Here is a 17,619-nt window from a genome sequence, read left to right as displayed (position 1 = left end):
GCGCAGCCACCGGCCCGTTCGGCGCAGCCGCCGACCAGGCTCCGGATCACTGCTTTCCGATATCCGGACGGCTCCATACGGTGCGCGGAAACTCCCCTGCCCCTGCGAAGGTGGTGAGACCAGCATGTCTACGGACACTCCCGCACCGGCCAGCGCACCCCCGGACCGGTACGTCGCCGCACAGCGATCGGACGAGTTCGTCGGGTTGCGCAAGGCGCTGCGCGGCTTCGTCTTTCCGATGACCGTGGCGTTCTTTCTCTGGTACGCGCTCTACGTGATCCTCTCGGCGTACGCGCGCGGTTTCATGGGCACCAAGATCGTCGGCAACATCAACGTGGCCCTCGTCTTCGGGCTGTTGCAGTTCGTCTCCACCTTCCTGATCGCCTGGCTCTACTCCCGGTACGCCGAGCGGAGGTTGGACCCGACCGCCGACAAGATCCGTGAGGAACTCAACGGCGTGACGGACGAGCGGAAGGAGGAGGCGGCCTCATGAGTCGAGACGTCCTCGCCGGGTTCACCCTGGCGGCGGAGGCGGGGAGCAGCAGCACCGCCCGTACCCTGACCATCACGCTCTTCCTAGTCTTCGTCGCGGTGACCCTGGCGATCACCATCTGGGCCAGCCGGCAGACCAAGACGGCCACCGACTACTACGCGGGTGGCCGCTCGTTCTCCGGCTTCCAGAACGGCATGGCGATCGGCGGCGACTACATGTCGGCCGCGTCGTTCCTCGGCATCGCCGGCATCATCGCGCTGTACGGCTACGACGGCTTCCTCTACTCGATCGGGTTCCTGGTCGCCTGGCTGGTCGCCCTGCTGCTGGTGGCGGAGCTGCTGCGGAACTCGGGTCGCTACACGATGGCCGACGTGCTCGCGTTCCGGATGCGGCAGAAGCCGGTCCGGACGGCGGCGGCGGTCTCCACGATCACCGTCTCGATCTTCTACCTGCTGGCCCAGATGGTCGGCGCGGGTGCCCTGGTGGCGCTGCTGCTGGGCATCCGGCCGGGCACCACGTTCCTCGGCATGGACGCGGACGCGGCGAAGATCGCCACCATCATCATGGTCGGCGCTCTCATGATCATCTATGTCACGGTCGGTGGCATGAAGGGCACCACCTACGTGCAGATCGTCAAGGCGTTCCTGCTGATGGGCGGCGCCCTGGTGATGACGATCCTGGTGCTGGCGCACTACAAGTTCAACCTCTCCAACCTGCTCGGCGACGCGGCGAACGCCTCCGGCAAGGGTCAGGCGTTCCTCGAACCGGGGCTGCGGTACGGCGTCGAGGTAGCCGGGGACGCGACGAAGACCTTCTACAACAAGGTCGACCTGCTCTCCCTCGGCATCGCCCTGGTGCTCGGTACGGCCGGCCTGCCGCACATCCTGATCCGCTTCTACACCGTGCCGACCGCCAAGGCGGCCCGGAAGAGCGTGCTCTGGGCCATCGGCATCATCGGCACCTTCTACCTGTTCACCCTGGCCCTCGGCTTCGGCGCGGCGGCCCTGGTGGGCCGGGAGGCGATCACCGCGCAGGACGCGGCCGGCAACACCGCGGCACCGCAGCTCGCCGAGGCGCTCGGGGTCGACTTCTTCGGCGGCGACGTCGGCGGGGCCGCCCTGCTCGCGGTCATCGCGGCGGTGGCCTTCGCCACCATCCTCGCGGTGGTCGCCGGGCTCACCCTGGCCTCCTCGTCCAGCCTGGCGCACGACTTCTACGCCAACGTCATCAAGGGCGGCGAGGCGTCGGAGCGGCAGGAGGTCAACGTCGCCCGGGTCTCGGCCCTGATCATCGGCGCGATCTCGATCGTGCTGTCGATCTTCGCGCAGAACCTGAACGTGGCGTTCCTGGTGGCGCTGGCCTTCGCGGTGGCGGCCTCCGGCAACCTGCCGGCGATCCTCTACAGCCTCTTCTGGCGCAGGTTCAACACCTCGGGTGCGGTCTGGGCGATCTACGGCGGTCTGATCAGCGCCGTCGGGCTGGTGTTCTTCTCCCCGGTGGTCTCCGGGGCGCCCACCGCGATGTTCCCGGACCACGACTGGCAGTGGTTCCCGCTCTCCAACCCGGGCATCATCTCCATCCCGATCGGCTTCCTCTGCGGTTGGATCGGCACGATCATCTCGAAGGAGCTGGACGAGGACAAGTACGCCGAACTGGAGGTCCGTTCCCTCACCGGCGCCGGGGCGCACTGACCGGCGACTCCGGAAAAGATCACGGATAGTCAGATCCGCACAACGGGTGGTGTCGGGCCGAAAGTGGCCCGGCACCACCCGTTCGACTCCTCCCGTGCGGACCATCTCCGGCCGGGTCCCTCGGCCAGCCGGAGATCAGCCTTCTGGGTAGGCTGGGCCTATGGTGGTAGCCCAGCGTTTCGGAGCGGAACACCGGATCCTCGTCACCGGCGGTGCCGGATTCGTCCCATCCCACCTGGTCGACGCGCTGATCGCGCGGGGCTGCACGGTGGTCGCGGTGGACAACTTCGTCACCGGCTCCAAGGAGAACGTCGCCCACCTGGCGGAGCACCCCCGGTTCACCCTGGTCGAGGCCGACGTCTCGGAAGGGCTTCCGGCGCACCACCCGGCGATGGCCGAGCGGTTCGACGCCATCATGCACCTGGCCTCGCCGGCCAGCCCCACCGACTTCGCCACGCTGCCGATCGAGATCCTCCGGGTCGGTTCGCTGGCCACCCTGCACCTGCTCGACCGGGCCGTCGCCGACCGGGCCCGGTTCATCCTGGCCTCCACCTCCGAGGCGTACGGCGACCCGCAGGTGCACCCGCAGGTCGAGACGTACTGGGGCAACGTCAACCCGATCGGCGTACGCAGCGTCTACGACGAGGCCAAGCGGTTCGCCGAGGCGAGCACGATGGCGTACCACCGCTACCACGGGCTCGACGTCGGCATCGTCCGGATCTTCAACACGTACGGCCCCCGGATGCGGCCGGACGACGGGCGGGCGATCCCCACCTTCATCACCCAGGCGCTGCGCGGCGAGCCGCTGACCGTGCACGGCACCGGCGCGCAGACCCGGTCCATCTGCTACGTGAGCGACCTGGTCCGGGGCATCCTGCTGCTGCTCGACTCCACCGAGACCGGCCCGATCAACTGCGGCACCGAGCACGAGGTGTCGATGCGCGAGCTGGCCGAGACGATCGCCGGGTTGGCCGGAAGCGGCTCGCAGGTGACCTATGTCACCCGGACCGCCGACGACCCGGAGATGCGCCGGCCGGATCTGACCCTCGCCCGGGAGCGGCTCGGCTACGAACCCGAGGTGACCCCGGCCGAGGGGCTGCGCCGGACGATCGAGCACTTCAGCCAGCGGCTGGCGGGCTAGCGGAGGATACCCGGCTCGCGCCAGCCGGGCCGTGGCACACAGCGGTTTCTTGGTTCCGCTACGTACCCTGAGGGCATGTTCGCAAGCCCTCCCCCGAACGCGACCGGCAGTTCGTACCGGATGACGACCGGCGGATCCGCCGGCCGGTCCTCCGTGCCCGGCCAGGGCCGGGCGACCGGACCGGGCCGGATCTCCGGCCGGGCACAGGTGTCCGGCGTACCAGGTCAGGCCCGTCCATTCGACTCGCCGGCCGGTCCCGGCGGCGGTGGCCCGGGCGGTCCCGGCGGCCCGGGTCTGCCCGGCGACCCCGGCCGGCGCGGCCCACGCCCCCGGTGGGGCCGGATCGCACTGGTCGTCGGCGTCGCGGTGCTGGTGCTCGGCCTACTCACCAGCGGTGGCCTCTGGCTCTACGTCAGGGGGCTCGACAAGGACCTGGCCCGGACGGACCCGTTCGCCGAGCTGGCCGACGGGCGGCCGAAGTCGGTCAGCGGCGCGTTGAACATCCTGCTGGTCGGCAGCGACTCCCGGGACCCGGACGCCCCGATCAACGAGGCCAGCAAGTGGCGGGCCGACACCATCATCGTGATGCACATTCCGGCCAGCCACGACAAGGCGTACCTGGTCTCGGTGCCCCGCGACCTCTACGTGCCGATTCCGGAGAACGCCAAGGCGGAGTGCGGCAGCGGCGAACGGGGCAAGATCAACGCGGCCTTCGCGTTCGGCGGCCTGCCGCTTGCGGTACGCACCGTGGAGTGCTTCACCGACGTCCGGATCGACCACGTGATGGCGATCGACTTCGCCGGCTTCAAGGAGGTCACCGACGCCCTCGGCGGGGTCGACCTGAAGGTCGAGCGGAACATCACCTCGATCCACAAGCCGTACCGGAAGTTCACCAAGGGCGTCAACCACATGAACGGGGCCGAGGCGCTGGACTGGATCCGGCAGCGCAAGCAGTTCCCGGACGGCGACTTCGCCCGGATGCGCCACCAGCAGGAGTTCCTGCGGGCACTGATGGACAAGGCGGCCAGTACCGGCACGCTGACCAACCCCGGCAAGCTGAACGCCTTCCTCAAGTCGGTCACCAACGCGGTCACCGTCGACGAGGGCTTCTCGCTGGTCGACATGGCGATCCAGTTCCGCAACCTGCGCGGCGACAACCTCCGGTTCATCACCAGCCCGCACAACGGCAGCGAGACCATCAACGGCGAGTCGGTGGTGGTGTCGGACCGGGAGAAGGCGCTGGGCATGTACCGTGCGATGGCGGCGGACACAATGGACGAATGGGTCGCGGCTAACGTCGCACCGACCCCGACACCGGCCAACGGCGGTTGAACCGATCGGCGCGCGTACCCGTAGATGAACAGGAGCAGGTAACGTAATTGAATTCGGGGCGACTGGCGGGTGTCCGCACCATGTCACGCGTCCCGCCCTCACCCCCGACCCTGGAGCAGGCATGCCGGTGCAATCCCGCCGACGTCCCCCACGGCCCGCCTCGACGGTCCCGCCCACCCGGGCGACCGCCGCGGTGGGCGGTGCGCCGCTCGACGACTGGGAGGCGCCGAACGGCTCCGGCGGCAAGGCCGGGGGGAGCAGGGGCAAGGCGAGCAAGGGCAGGGGCGGCAAGAGCGCCCGGCGCCGGAAGACGCCGCTCTGGGCCCGCCTGACGCTGGTCTTCGGCGCCGTACTCATGCTCTCCAGCGGGGTGGCCATCGTCGGCATGCAGGCCGTGATCGACCAGGCGACCAGCACCATCCAGCAGGAGAACCTGCTCGGTGCGGCGAGCAAGTCCGACGCCGAGGGCGGCAAGGACCTCGACGGCCCGATCGACCTGCTGCTGCTCGGCATCGACGCGCGGGCCCGGCTGGAGGCCGACAACGTCCGGGCCGACACCATCATCGTGCTGCACATCCCGGCCACCCACGACCAGGCGTACCTGCTCTCCATCCCGCGCGACACCGAGGTGCAGGTGCCGGCGTTCAAGAAGAGCAACTACGGCGGCGGCACCGCCAAGGCGACCGAGGCGTTCTACCACGGCGCGCAGAACGGCGGCGGCCTCGCCGGCGGCGCGCAGTTGATGGCGCTGACGGTCAACAAGCTGACCGGGATCAGCTTCGACGGCGCCGCGATCATCAACTTCAGCGGCTTCAAGAAGATCATCGACGCCCTCGGCACCATCCCGATGTGCGTGCGCCAGGAGGTCAAGTCGCACCACATGAAGTTGGTCGACGGCAAGCCGATGTGGAACCACGAGGCCGACAAGGTCAGCGGGGTCAAGAAGCCGGTGGTGCACAAGAAGGGCTGCCGGCAGATGGAGGGCTGGGAGGCGCTGGACTACTCGCGGCAGCGCTACGGCCTCACCCACGGCGACTACGACCGCCAGCAGAACCAGCAGCAACTGATCAAGGCGATGGCCAAGAAGGCCATGAGCGACGGCGTGATGACCGACATCGGCAAGCTGAACGAGTTGATGAAGGCGGCCGGCGAGGCGCTGATCCTGGACACCGGCAGTACCCCGATCGCCGACTTCATCTTCACCATGCGTGGCGTGGCCGCCAACGACCTGGTGCTGCTGCGCACCAACGACGGCAACTTCGCCGGCAACGGCAACGGCCGGGAGACGCTCAAGCCGATCAGTCAGCAGATGTTCACGGCGGTCAAGAACGACAGGTTGGACGAGTTCATCATCAACAATCCGACCGTGCTCGCCCCGAGCAAGTAGCGGCCCGGGGCTCCTCGCCAACGAAAATCCCAAAAGCCACTGGACGCTCAAACCGGGCCCCTAGCCTGGGTGAGAAAGCTTCACTCAGCCGGTCCGGGGAGGGGTCACGTTCACACCCAAGCGGGCGGTCCCGGGCCAACCCGGGCGGCCAGGACGCGTCTTCGGCGCCGGTCGTACCGGTGGACCGGATCCCGCGCGACGCCCCCGGCACCGCCGCAAGGCGCCGGTCTGGGCGAAGGTCGCGATCGGGCTCGGCCTGGTCCTGCTGCTGGTCTCCGGAGCCGGTGGTGCCGGCCTGCACATGCTGGCCAACCGCTACGACAACAGCGTCGTCAAGCAACTGCTCCTCGACCCGGCCGCCCGGGGAAGTCGGGGCGACGTCTCCGGGCCGCTCAACTACCTGCTGGTCGGCTCCGACGAGCGACCCGCCGCCAGCCCCGGCGCGGACCAGCGGTCGGACACCATCATGATCGCCCACCTGCCGGCCGGACTGGACCGGGCCTACCTGATCTCGGTACCCCGGGACCTGCTGGTCGAGATCCCGCCCGCGCCGGGCAGCGGCTGGCCCGGCGGCTCCGACAAAATCAACTCGGCGTTCCAGTACGGCGGCGGTGGCCAGGGCGGCACCCGACTGCTCTCCGCCACCCTCAGCCGGCTCACCGGGATCCGGTTCGACGGCGCCGCCCTGGTGAACTTCGCCGGATTCCAGCGCGCCATCGACCTGCTGGGCGGGGTGCGGATGTGCGTCGACACCCCGGTCCGGTCCATCCACACCCGGCACGTCTTCGAGGCCGGCTGCCACCAGATGAGCGGCGCACAGGCGCTGGACTACGCCCGCCAGCGGTACGACCTGCCGAACGGGGACTTCGACCGGCAGCGGCACCAGCAGCAACTGCTGCGGGCGATGATGGACAAGGCCACCACCTCGGACATGCTGCGCAACCCGCTCCGGCTGGACCAGGTGATCCGGGCCGTCGGCTCGTCGTTCACCGTCGACACCAACGGCGTACCGCTGGAGGACCTGATCTTCGCCCTGCGCCGGATCCGCTCCGACGCGCTGCGCGGCATCCAGCTCCCCTCGCACTCCGAGATGATCGACGAGGTCTCGTACGTCCTGATCGACGAGCCGGCGAACACCCTGTTCGACGCGATGCACGCCGCCGACCTGGACACCTGGGCACAGCAGCACCCGAAGTGGGTCAACCGGCTGTAGATTCCGGCACGGTCCCGCCCAGGCTCTACCCTTGGTAACCGTGTTCGCAGCCAACATTCCCTCCGTGACCGCCGCCGAGGTCCCCGCCGACGCCTACCTGCTCGACGTACGGGAGCCGGACGAGTGGGCGGCCGGGCACGCGCCCGACGCCCACCACCTGCCGATGATGGAGGTGCCCGCGCGGATGTCCGAGATCCCTACCGACGCCGACGTCGTGGTGGTCTGCCGCTCCGGCGGCCGCTCCGGCCAGGTGGTCGGCTACCTGATGAGCAACGGTTGGGACAACGTCCGCAACCTCGACGGCGGCATGCGGCAGTGGGCCGCCGCCGGTCGCCCGCTGGCCAGCGAGGACGGGCAGCCGGCCCGGGTCATCTAGCCCCCGGTCGGCAGCCATGAGCGCGAGGAGTGAGCCGGGTTCCGGAGCCGCGTGCCGCGACGGACCGGTCGACGCGCCGGGCGGGGCACGATCGCCGCGGCGGCCCGGGGCCGGCGGGGTGCCGGAACCGCGCAGTCGCCCGCTGGTCTTCGCGCACCGGGGCTCCTCCGCGATGATGCCGGAGCACACCCTGGCGGCGTACCTCCAGGCGTTGGCCGAGGGCGCGGACGGGCTGGAGTGCGACGTACGGCTGAGTCGGGACGGGCATCTGGTCTGCGTACACGACCGGCGGCTGGAACGGACCAGCAACGGGCGGGGACCGGTCGGGGCGTACACCCTGGCCGAGCTGGAACGGCTCGACTACGGCTCGTGGCACCGCGGGGCCGCCCCCGACGACGACCTGCCGCCGGCTCCGGAGCGGACCCGGCTGCTCACCCTCGACGCCCTGCTCCGGGCGGTGCGGGCCGCCGACCGCGAGGTCGAGCTGCTGATCGAGACGAAACACCCCGCCCGGTACGGCTCGGGCGTCGAGCGCCGCCTGGTCGCGCTGCTGGACCGGCACGGGCTGGCCGACCCCCGGCCGGACGATCCGGTACGGGCCACCGTGATGTCCTTCTCCCCGCTGGCGGTACGCCAGATCCGCCGGCTGGCACCGCGACTTCCGACGGTACTGCTGCTGGAGCTGGCGCCTCCCGGACTGCGCCGGGGCCGGCTGCCGTTCGGCGCCCGGATCGCCGGCCCGAGCCTCAAGCTGCTCCGCACCCGCCCGCAGCTCGTCCCGGCCCTGCACCGGGCGGGCAACCGGGTCTACGTCTGGACGGTGAACGACGGCCCCGAGCTGGACCTGGCCCTGGCCCACGGGGTGGACGGCATCATCACCGACCGGCCCGCCATGGTCCTCGACCGGCTGAACCGCTGAACCGACCCACCGCCGGGCCGGCCGACCGGGTCGGGCCGCCGGACCGGGTCCGGTCGGACGTCGGCCGGCGCGCGCCGGCAATGGCGGTACTGCCGAAAGACCCGCCGAACGGGCAGACTCGGAGCATGCCGGAACACCCCGATTACCCCTGCCTCGTCGCCGGCCACGCCGAGGTGCTGGGGATGCTCAACGCGGGCGAGGTGGGCCTTCCGGTGCTCAACCGGCTGTTGCGGGTCGCCGGCCGGGCGCTCCGGGCGCCGGGTGTCGCCTTCGTCGAGTTCGGCCCGAACGGCGGCCGGGTGGTCTCCGGCAACGGGGAGCTGGACTGGGCGGTCGGCCGGCCGATCCCGATCCTCGACCAGCCGGCCGACGACCTGGTCTGCGGCCCGGGAGTGCGCGCGATGAGCGTCGACGTCCTCCCGGCGGACCTGGCCGAGGAGCTGGACGGGCGCGGCCTGCGGCACATGCTCGCCGCCCGGGTCGAGATCGGCGGGCTGACGATCGGCAACCTCTACGCCCTCTACCCGGACCCCGAGCGCCCCGACGACCCCGAACACCGCTCGGTGCTCGGCTTCCTGGCCGCCACCGCCGCGCACATGTACGGCGACCAGGCCGGCCTGCCGGTGCACGGCGACGGCACGGTGGTCGCGGCGCTGGCCGACGGGCTGGCGATCGTCACCCGGGACGGCACCGTCCAGCTCTGGAACCCGGCCGCCGAGAAGGTCACCGGGCTGCGCGCCGCCGAACTGCTCGACCGGCCGCTGCCGTTTCCGGTGCCGCCGCCGGGGCAGGTGCTCGACCACCGGCTGCCGGACGGGCGCTGGCTCAAGATCACCTCTGGTGACCTGCCGGGTACGGCGGCCTCCCGGGTGGTCACCTTCCGGGACAGCAGCGACCAGCACATCCGCGACCACGACCGGGACCTCTTCGTGGCGGTCACCAGCCACGAACTCCGTACCCCGGTCACGGTGATCAAGGGGTACGCCGACACGCTCGGCACGCACTGGGAGTCGCTCTCCGACTCCGACCGGCGGCAGGCGGCCGGCGTGATCGGCCAACGCGCCGGTGAACTGGCCCGCCTGGTGGACCGGCTGCTCGCCACCACCAACGACGCCGGCTCGGTCGGCGGTGCCCCGCCGGTCCCCTTCGACCTGCTCGACGCGCTCCGGGCGGCCGCCGCCGACCTCCCCGCCGAGCTGCGCCACCGGCTGGTCATCCAGCTCCCGGAGAACCTGCCGAAGGCGCTCGGCGACCGGGCCAGCCTGGCGACGGTACTCACCGAGCTGACCACCAACGCCGGCAAGTACTCGCCGGACAGCTCGCCGGTGCTGCTCACCGCGGAGGCCGACCGGCGGACGGTGGCGTTCCGGGTGAGCGACCGGGGAATCGGGGTACGTCCTGAGCATGTCGAGCGCGCATTCGAACGGTTCTGGCAGGGGGAGTCCGGTGACCGCCGCCGCTATCCCGGCGCCGGCCTGGGCCTCTACCTCGTACGCCGGATCGTCGAACGACAGAATGGGTGGGTTTCGCTCCGTCCGCGCGACGGGGGCGGTACGGTCGCAGAGGTGCGGCTGCCCCGAGGCTGAACCGAGGTCGTCCGGCGGTGCCGTGCCCGGGTGGCCCGTCGAGGAGTCACCTGGAGTCCGTCGGTCCGTCGAGGAGGCACCTGGAGTGAACCTTTTTCGACCCGAACCGCGCGGCGCCCACCCGCCGCGTCCGACCCTGCGGTCCGTCGGACAGCAAGGGGAGGTCGAAGAAGGTTCATTGTCGAGCATCTCGACCGAACGGTCGTGGTGCCTGCTGGTGCCGCAGCACGCCCAGGGTGCCCGTACCGCCCGGCACCGGCTCGGTGCCGAACTCGACGGTACGGTCCCGGCGGCGCTGCTCGGCGACGCCGAGATGGTCGCGGCCGAACTGCTCGGCAACGCCGTACGGCACGCCCCGCCGCTGCCCGGCGGGATGATCCGACTGAACTGGCTGCTGCGTACCGGCCCGACCGCCCAGGTCGTGGAGATCCGGGTCACCGACGGCGGCGCCACCGGCCCGCCCCGGATCCGGCAGGTCGGACCGGAGGCGACGGACGGTCGGGGACTCTTTCTGGTGGCCGCGCTCGCCGCCGACTGGGGAGTGGAGCGCGACGGGCTGGGCCAGAGCGTCTGGGCAAGGCTGGTGCACCCGGTCCGGCAGACCGTCGCCGCCCGGTGATCGCGCACCGTCGCCCGCCCGGCCGGCCCGACCGCAGGTGACCCGCCGGTAGCGCCGCCGGGTGTCCGGGCCCGCTCGGTTGCGCCTAGGCTGTCTCGCCGTGGGCAAGCGTCGAAAGAGTTCCCGGTCCGCCACGGCGGGCGCCAGCAGCTCCGCGAGCGGGGAGAGCCAGACCGGAAAGCGGCAGAAGGTACGGGACGTCTTCGTACCCCGCCCCTTCGAGGGGCTGACCGACGAGGTGGAGTGGATCGCTCTGCGTGAGCTGGTGCCGGCCGCCTCGGCTCCGCTGACCCTCGCACCGCACCTGGTCGAGGAGTACGGCGACCGCCCGGTCACCCTGGCCACCGTGTTGCCGATGGCCACACCGGCGATCACCAAGGCGGACGGCCGGATCATGATCGGCCTCCAGCGGCACGTGCAGTCCGGCGACGTCTCCCGGGACCTGGCCGAGGCGCTGCTCTGCGCGCTGCGTACCGAGCCCGGGGGGACCGTCTCGGTGCCGCCGCTGCCCGGTGAGGGTCCCCGGCTGCCGGACGTACTGGTCGACGGGCCGCTCGACATCACCCTGCACGACGGGTTCGAGTTCTGGCTCGACCCGGGTGCGGCCGACGATCCCAACGTCAAGGCGTCGCTGGAGCGCGCCGACGCCTCCATCTACCCGACGGTCCGGCTCGCCGCCGCGCCGGCCGCGTACTGGTGCCAGGTCAGCGACAAGAGCCACGTCCGCTGGGTACTCCCCGACGACGAGGACGCCGCGCTGGACGCCCTCTCCCGGCTCTCCGCCGCCGGTGAGCTGCTGCTCGGGCCGCAGACCAGGTTCGCCGGGATGTTCCGGGCACACGGTCGGCTGGTACCCGTCTGGGACATTCCCCGCGACGCCGCGCCGGACTCCTGGGAGGCCCCGCTGGCGGACTTCGCGAAGCGGTACGGCGCCGCCCTCGCCGAGCCGGCCCCGCTGGACGCCGCCGGCCGCCGTGCCAAGCAGGGCCTGCTCGGCCGCCAACTGACGCTCCGTTAGCCCGTCGGGTCGCCCGCCCTTCGTCGCGTCAGCATATGTTGACGACCCGTCGTCGTCAGCATATGCTGACGCCATGTCCGCGATCGCCGACCTCGACCGTGCCGCACACGGCAGCGACCCCGACGCCGCGCTGCGGGCGGTCGCCCGCCTCCGCCGCCTCGTGGAGCAACTGGAGGCCGAGCAGGTCGCGGCGGCCCGACGGGCCGGCTGGTCCTGGCAGGAGATCGCCGTCCGGCTCGGCGTCACCAAGCAGACCGTGCACCGGAAACACCATCGCGACCAGGAGGTCTGATGTTCCGAGGCGATCACCCCGACCTCCGCCGTACGGTGGCGCACGCCCTGGCCGTGGCCCGTGACCTCGGCCATCCCCGGACCGGCAGCGAGCATCTCCTGCTCGCCCTCACCGCGACGGGCGGAGTCGTCGGTACCATCCTCGGCCGGCACGGCGGCACGGAGCCGACCATCCGGGAAGCGGTACGCCGGGCCGCGCCGCTCGGCGCCGGGGCCGCCGCCGACCGCGACACCCTGGCACCGCTCGGCATCGACGTCACGCAGATCCTGTCGCGGCTGACCCCGGCCGTCCTGGACCGGCCGACCGCACCCGAGCCGCTGCTGCCGCTCGGAGCCGTCGCGGCACGACGGCGCTGCGCCCGGACGAACCCGCCCCTCGGGCTCGACGCCCAGGCGGCCTACGAGGCGTCACTCCGGCTCGCGCTCGCCCGCCGGGACCGCGAACACCGGCACGAACATCTCGCCCTCGTCCTCGTCGCCCTCGACCCCGGCGCGGCCTGGGTGCTGAACACCGCCGGGGTGCGGACCCCGGCCCTGCTCGCGGAGCTGGCCGACACCTTCCCGCCACCGCCGCGCAACCCGCTGCTGCGCGCCGAACGCCGGATCGGCCAGCGGTCACGCGGGCACGACCTGGTCCGGCGTTACCAGCGCACGACCGGGCGTACGGTCACCTCGGGCGGTGCCGTCGCCACCCTCATCACCGGCTGACACCGTCCCCACCCTGCGGTCAGGGGATCGGGCGGTCAGTCGTGGTCCAGTGCCTCCGCCAGGTCGACCCCGTCCAGCCGCCCTAGGACCATCTCCTGGAACCGTGGGCACGCCTGGTAGTCCGGGTGCCGGCAGCGCAGTCCGTGCTCCAACAGCGTCTGCGACAGGGTGAGCCGGGCGATCCGCTCCCGCACCTGGACCAACTGGTCACGCAGCAGATCCTGCCGCCGTTCCCGATCGGGGGCGGCGAACAGCTCCCGCAACTGCTCCAGGCTGAACCCGGCCTCCTTGCCCAGCAGGATCTCCGCCACCCGGGTCACGTGCACCGCGCCGTACGTCCGCCGGCCCGCCACCCGCCGTGCCGGTGACAGCAGACCCGCGTCCTCCCAGTGCCGGAGTACGTGCGTGGCCAGACCGAAACGGGCCGCCAGCTCCCCGATCGAGTACTCCATCGACCATCCCACCGAACTCGGTCCACCTGACTGGCTCAGCGTTGACTTCAGGTCCACCTGAAGTCGCAGACTCGGGCGCATGCCAGAGACGCACACCGCCTACACGGACACCGAAAACCTGATCCGCCTGCTCGACGCCGCCGAGAACACGCCCGACGCCGTAACGCTACGCGCCCGCAGCTACGAGTTGCTACGGCCGTACCCCGGCGCGACGGTGCTCGACGTCGGCTGCGGCGCCGGTCGTGCCGTCGCCGAACTCGCCCGTCAGGGCGCCCGCGCGATCGGGGTGGACCTCGACCCGGCGATGCTGGCCGCGGCCCGCAGCCGGTTCCCCGACCTCGACGTACGCGCCGCGGACGCCGCCGAGCTGCCGCTGCCGGACGGGCAGGCCCACGGGTACCGGGCCGACAAGGTGTACCACGTGCTGCCCGACCCGTCCGCCGCGCTGGCCGAGGCCCGCCGGGTCCTCGCCCCCGGCGGTCGGATCGTGCTGCTCGGCCAGGACTGGGACACCCTGGTCATCGACTCCGACCAGCCCGAGCTGACCCGCCGCATCGTGCACGCCCGCGCCGACACCGTGCCGCACCCGCGCATCGCCCGTGCCTACCGCAACCTGCTGCTCGACAGCGGTTTCCACGACGTCGAGGTCGAGGTGCACACCCTGGTGTTCACCGACGCCGCGATGCGACCCATGCTTGCCGGGCACGCCGACGCCGCCCGGCAGACCGGTGCCGTCAGCGCCGAGCAGGCCGAGGCGTGGATCGCCGAGCAGACCCGTCGGGCCGCCACCGCCCGGCTGCTGGTCGCCCTCCCGATCTTCGTCGCCGCCGCCACCCGCTGACGCCACCAACCGACGCTCTTTCCGGGTAGTAGTGCCTCCATCGCGCCTCGGACGGCACTACGTCCGGGAAGTAGCCCCGGCCCGCAGTGGCTCCCGGACGAGCGGGCAGGACATGCAGCGGGGGCCGCCCCGGCCCGAGCCGAGTTCGGAACCGGCGATCCGGATCACCTCGATGCCGGCGCGTTCCAGTTGGGCGTTGGTCTCCACGTTGCGCTCGTACGCGACGCAGAGCCGGGGCGAGAGCGCCAGGGTGTTGTTGCCGTCGTCCCACTGCTCGCGTTCCGCCGTCACCGGGTCCAGGCCGGTGTCGATCACCCGGAGCGTGTCCAGGTCCATCGCGTCGGCCGCCGCCCGCAGGAACGGCGCCGGCCCGTCGAGCTGGAGATCGCCGTCGGTGCCGGCCACCACCGTGTACGCCGAGAGCGTGTCGGCGATGTTCGCGTACATGAGTACCGCGTCGACGTCGACCATCGTGCAGACGGTGTCCAGGTGCATAGTGGCGCGCTCCTGGGCGATCGGCACCACCAGGATGGTGTGCGCCAGGCCGGCGTCGAAGACCCGCCGGGCCAGCCGCTCCGCCCCGGCCGGGGTGGTGCGCTCGCCGACCCCGACCGCCAGCACCCCGGGGGCGAGCAGCAGTACGTCGCCGCCCTCCAGATGCTCCAGGCCCGGGCCGTACACGAAGGAGGTGCCGGCGAACCGGGGGTGGTGCCGGTAGATCGCGTTGGTCAGGCTGGTCTCCCGGCCCCGGGCCGGCATGGCCAGGCTGGTCACCGCGACGTGGTCGCCGATCCAGGTGGAGGAGTCCCGGGTGAAGAGGAGGTTCGGCAACGGGTCGATCACGAAGTCGAGCCGGTCCATCAGCCGGTAGACCAGGCCGCCGCCCCGGTCGCCGCCGAGCCGCAACTCCTCGTGCGCGAGGCCGGCGATCAGCACGTCGGCCAGCGCGGCCGGATCGAGGTACGACAGGTGCTCGGCCACCCGCCCGCGCAGCGTGTCACCCAGACGGGTGTCGGCGAGGATCCGCTCGGTCATCTCGGACCGCGCGTCCGGCACGGCCAGCGTCTCGGCGAGCAGGGTTCCGATGTAGAGCACCTCGACGCCACGCTCGGTCAGCGCGGCGGCGAACGCGTCGTGCTCCTCCTGCGCCCGACCGACCCACGGGATCGCGTCGAAGAGCAGCGAGTCGTTGTTCCGGGGCGTGAGTCGGGCGAGTTCCGGCCCCGGACGATGCAGAAGTACGGTGCCGAGCCGGCCGACCTCGCTGTCCACGAAATGGGTCATCCTCGCAGCGTAGGACAGCAGTTGGCACCATCCGGGAAAAAGGGCTTCGGATGAATGGGGCATTCATCCACACTCACTCCGGCGCTTCGACTTGCCGCTCCCTAGGTCTGGCCACGTACCGTAGTGAGGAGATAACTTCGAGGGACCTTTTGCCGGAGGTCACGATGACTGTCTTTTCTGCACGCTCAGCGGTTCCCGCCGCGCGGGCCCTCCCTCCCGCGCCGGTCAACCCACTTCCCACCCTGGAGGCCGTCCGGCCGACGCCGATGGACTGGGCCCGTCGGCGCCGCGCGGAACGGGACGCCCGCCGGATCGAGGCGGCCGGGGCGCGGGCACTGAGCCGGCTCGACCACCTCGGTCCATCGTGGCACGTGGTCGAGTGGCCGCGTACCGAGTTGACCGAGGCGAGCATGCTCGACCTCGACTACCGCTCCCGGGACGAGCGCGCGGGCTTCCTCGCGATCGGTCCCAGTGGCCTCTTCGCGGTCACCGTGGCCGACCACGGTCGGTCCCGGGTCCTGATCGCCGGGGACGTCGTGCAGATCAACGGCAAGCGACCGGCGTACGTGTCGGAGGCGCGGCGGGACGCGAAGCGGGCCGCCAAGGCGCTCTCCAACGCGGTCGGCCTGACCATCCCGGTCACCCCGGTACTGACCTTCGTCGGCTCCGGGGTGATCAGCGTTTACGGACTGCCCAAGGAGTGCCTGGTGGCGACCCACCGGGAACTCGACCGGCTGCTCGTCGCGGGCGGCAACCGGATCAGCGCCGCCACGGCGGAGAAGCTGTCCCGGGTCGCCCAGTCCCCCGCCACCTGGCTGAACGCGCCGTACCGGTCGGCGGCGGACTACCGGTGGTACGAGGAGGGCCGAACGGCCGCTGACAAGCACGCCGGTCGCCGGTAGCGTCACCAGCCGACGCCACCCGTCGGGCGGCGCCCCGTCGCCGCCCGATCGGGCGCGCGGGGTGGGCCGCGCCGACGGGGGTCTGCGGGATGCCCGACCGGCCGGCGATCTCGGGGGTCGCGGCCCCGGTGACCACCGGCTAGCGTGGGGCATGGTGTGGCAAATAGGAGGCGCGGTGGCCCACGTCGAACTCTCGATCTCGGAGGCGTTCCCGACGCCGGCGACCCCGTCGCTGGGGCACGGGTCCACCGGCTTCGACGACGCCGACGGGCGGGTCCACCTCGACGGGCTGACCCGCTGGTCCGAGACGGTCTCGACGGCCGCCGAGCCGTGCCTGCTGATCGACCGGGAGACCACCATCGCGGCCGTCTCGCCGTCCTGCTGTCAACTGCTCGGCCTCGGTGCCCCGCTCGACGCGCTCGGCCTCCCGCTGCTCGGCAGCCACCTGCGGCTGCTCGACTTCACCGCCGCCCGGGGTGAGCTGACCGAGCAGGAGGTCGAGAAGATCCCGCCGCTGCTCGCCCTGCACTCGGGCCGGCTCGCCCGGGGCCTGCTCCGGGTGCGCTGCCCCGAGGCCGAGGGGCCGGAGGCCACCACCGTGGACGCGATCGCCACGCCGATCCTCACCGACGGCCGGGTCGCCGGCTCGCTCACCTTCTTCGCCGAGGTGTGACCAGCGCCTCTCCGAGCTGCCCGCGCCGGGCACCGGCACGTCTCCGGGCCGGCGCCGTCCGGGGGCGGATCGCGAGGTAGGCCGGTCACCCGTCGGACAGCTTCCCGAGACGTACCGGTCACCCGGGCGACCACGGGCAGGTGACGCGCGTCGCGATCGGGCCTTCCGGCGGGCCGCGGTGTTGGGCGGGCGGCGTACCCACCGTAAGGTCTCCTCATGCTGGACATCGCTCTGCTGCCGGAGGAGTACGCCGTGTGCCGGCTGCCCGCCGACTCGACGGTGCCGGCCGGCCTGCTGAGCCCTCCCGCGGACTCCGGCGTCCTGTCGGTGACCCGGAGCGGTGACGAACTGTCGATCATCTGCCGGGCCGACCACGTCCCGGCCGACGCCACCGTCGAGACCCCGTGGCGCTGTCTCCGGGTGGCCGGCCCGCTCGACCTGGCGCTGACCGGGATCCTCGCCTCCCTGGTCGTCCCGCTGGCCGACGCCCGGGTCAACATCGTGGCGTTCTCGACGTTCGACACGGACTATCTGCTGGTCCCCTCGGTACGGCTCGTCGAGGCGCTCGCGGCGCTGCGGCAGTACGGACACCGGATCACCACCTGAGGGGTGGTCGATCATGCCGACGCCCTACCATTGGCGGGGCCATCCGCCGCACCACCCACGGCAGCCACCTATGCCCGAGGATCCGGC

The 17,619-nt window shown here is 71.7% G+C and carries 19 protein-coding genes; 17 read left to right on the top strand and 2 right to left on the bottom strand.

What is annotated here, in order from left to right; genetic code table 11:
- The first annotated feature begins 124 nt into the window (after positions 1-124).
- The 13 genes from C6361_RS18270 (at position 125) to C6361_RS18210 (ending at position 12,774) form a co-directional block, all read left to right on the top strand.
- On the top strand, positions 125-493 hold the full coding sequence (locus C6361_RS18270) for a DUF485 domain-containing protein (RefSeq protein ID WP_107262576.1): 369 nt from the start codon (positions 125-127) through the stop codon (positions 491-493).
- A complete protein-coding gene (locus tag C6361_RS18265; RefSeq protein WP_107262575.1) occupies positions 490-2,184 on the top strand; it encodes a cation acetate symporter in 1,695 nt (564 codons plus the stop codon). The genes C6361_RS18270 and C6361_RS18265 overlap by 4 nt, the downstream gene beginning before the upstream one ends.
- A gap of 160 nt (positions 2,185-2,344) precedes the next feature.
- Entirely contained in the window at positions 2,345-3,325 is a 981-nt protein-coding gene (locus C6361_RS18260) for a GDP-mannose 4,6-dehydratase (RefSeq protein WP_107262574.1), read from the top strand.
- A 75-nt stretch (positions 3,326-3,400) separates the two neighbouring features.
- A complete protein-coding gene (locus tag C6361_RS18255) occupies positions 3,401-4,657 on the top strand; it encodes an LCP family protein (RefSeq protein WP_107268450.1) in 1,257 nt (418 codons plus the stop codon).
- A 121-nt stretch (positions 4,658-4,778) separates the two neighbouring features.
- The gene (locus C6361_RS18250; RefSeq protein ID WP_107262572.1) at positions 4,779-6,044 is read left to right on the top strand and encodes an LCP family protein; all 1,266 of its coding nucleotides are present in this window, start codon (positions 4,779-4,781) and stop codon (positions 6,042-6,044) included.
- A 265-nt stretch (positions 6,045-6,309) separates the two neighbouring features.
- Positions 6,310-7,257 (top strand): LCP family protein, encoded by a 948-nt coding sequence (locus C6361_RS18245; RefSeq protein ID WP_199853506.1) that lies wholly within the window; start codon positions 6,310-6,312, stop codon positions 7,255-7,257.
- Between the two features lie 40 nt (positions 7,258-7,297).
- The gene (locus C6361_RS18240) at positions 7,298-7,633 is read left to right on the top strand and encodes a rhodanese-like domain-containing protein (RefSeq protein ID WP_101368731.1); all 336 of its coding nucleotides are present in this window, start codon (positions 7,298-7,300) and stop codon (positions 7,631-7,633) included.
- A 118-nt stretch (positions 7,634-7,751) separates the two neighbouring features.
- On the top strand, positions 7,752-8,552 hold the full coding sequence (locus C6361_RS18235; RefSeq protein WP_304598495.1) for a glycerophosphodiester phosphodiesterase family protein: 801 nt from the start codon (positions 7,752-7,754) through the stop codon (positions 8,550-8,552).
- Positions 8,553-8,677: 125 nt separating this feature from the next.
- Positions 8,678-10,138 carry a PAS domain-containing sensor histidine kinase gene (locus tag C6361_RS18230; protein ID WP_107271026.1) on the top strand — a complete coding sequence of 487 codons (1,461 nt, stop codon included), beginning with the start codon at positions 8,678-8,680 and terminating at the stop codon, positions 10,136-10,138.
- Positions 10,139-10,349: 211 nt separating this feature from the next.
- Positions 10,350-10,757 carry an ATP-binding protein gene (locus tag C6361_RS18225; protein WP_199853505.1) on the top strand — a complete coding sequence of 136 codons (408 nt, stop codon included), beginning with the start codon at positions 10,350-10,352 and terminating at the stop codon, positions 10,755-10,757.
- 100 nt (positions 10,758-10,857) lie between these two features.
- Positions 10,858-11,775 (top strand): DUF5926 family protein, encoded by a 918-nt coding sequence (locus tag C6361_RS18220; protein WP_369929998.1) that lies wholly within the window; start codon positions 10,858-10,860, stop codon positions 11,773-11,775.
- A gap of 73 nt (positions 11,776-11,848) precedes the next feature.
- On the top strand, positions 11,849-12,067 hold the full coding sequence (locus C6361_RS18215) for a helix-turn-helix domain-containing protein (RefSeq protein ID WP_107262566.1): 219 nt from the start codon (positions 11,849-11,851) through the stop codon (positions 12,065-12,067).
- The gene (locus C6361_RS18210; RefSeq protein WP_107268446.1) at positions 12,067-12,774 is read left to right on the top strand and encodes a Clp protease N-terminal domain-containing protein; all 708 of its coding nucleotides are present in this window, start codon (positions 12,067-12,069) and stop codon (positions 12,772-12,774) included. Before C6361_RS18215 ends, C6361_RS18210 begins: the two co-directional genes overlap by 1 nt.
- 35 nt (positions 12,775-12,809) lie before the next feature.
- On the opposite strand, the gene C6361_RS18205 is transcribed toward C6361_RS18210, so the two are convergent.
- Positions 12,810-13,226, bottom strand: a complete 417-nt coding sequence (locus tag C6361_RS18205; RefSeq protein ID WP_107268445.1) for a MerR family transcriptional regulator — start codon at positions 13,224-13,226, stop codon at positions 12,810-12,812.
- A gap of 79 nt (positions 13,227-13,305) precedes the next feature.
- Here C6361_RS18205 and C6361_RS18200 point away from each other — a divergent pair, with 79 nt between their 5' ends.
- Positions 13,306-14,067 (top strand): methyltransferase domain-containing protein, encoded by a 762-nt coding sequence (locus tag C6361_RS18200; RefSeq protein ID WP_107268444.1) that lies wholly within the window; start codon positions 13,306-13,308, stop codon positions 14,065-14,067.
- Positions 14,068-14,124: 57 nt separating this feature from the next.
- Here the strand turns inward: C6361_RS18200 and C6361_RS18195 are convergent, their stop codons facing one another.
- The gene (locus tag C6361_RS18195; protein ID WP_107268443.1) at positions 14,125-15,351 is read right to left on the bottom strand and encodes an arginine deiminase; all 1,227 of its coding nucleotides are present in this window, start codon (positions 15,349-15,351) and stop codon (positions 14,125-14,127) included.
- Between the two features lie 164 nt (positions 15,352-15,515).
- Between C6361_RS18195 and C6361_RS18190 the strand changes: the two genes are divergently transcribed.
- The 3 genes from C6361_RS18190 (at position 15,516) to C6361_RS18180 (ending at position 17,532) form a co-directional block, all read left to right on the top strand.
- Entirely contained in the window at positions 15,516-16,253 is a 738-nt protein-coding gene (locus C6361_RS18190) for a hypothetical protein (RefSeq protein ID WP_107264413.1), read from the top strand.
- Positions 16,254-16,428: 175 nt separating this feature from the next.
- Entirely contained in the window at positions 16,429-16,926 is a 498-nt protein-coding gene (locus C6361_RS18185; protein ID WP_107262562.1) for a hypothetical protein, read from the top strand.
- Between the two features lie 216 nt (positions 16,927-17,142).
- Entirely contained in the window at positions 17,143-17,532 is a 390-nt protein-coding gene (locus tag C6361_RS18180; protein ID WP_107262561.1) for an ACT domain-containing protein, read from the top strand.
- The last annotated feature ends 87 nt before the right edge of the window (positions 17,533-17,619 follow it).

Origin of the sequence: Plantactinospora sp. BC1 (assembly GCF_003030345.1) — a bacterium.
Taxonomy (GTDB): domain Bacteria; phylum Actinomycetota; class Actinomycetes; order Mycobacteriales; family Micromonosporaceae; genus Plantactinospora.
The sequence above is the reverse complement of the archived record's forward strand: the minus strand, read 5'-3'. Positions and strand labels throughout refer to the sequence as shown.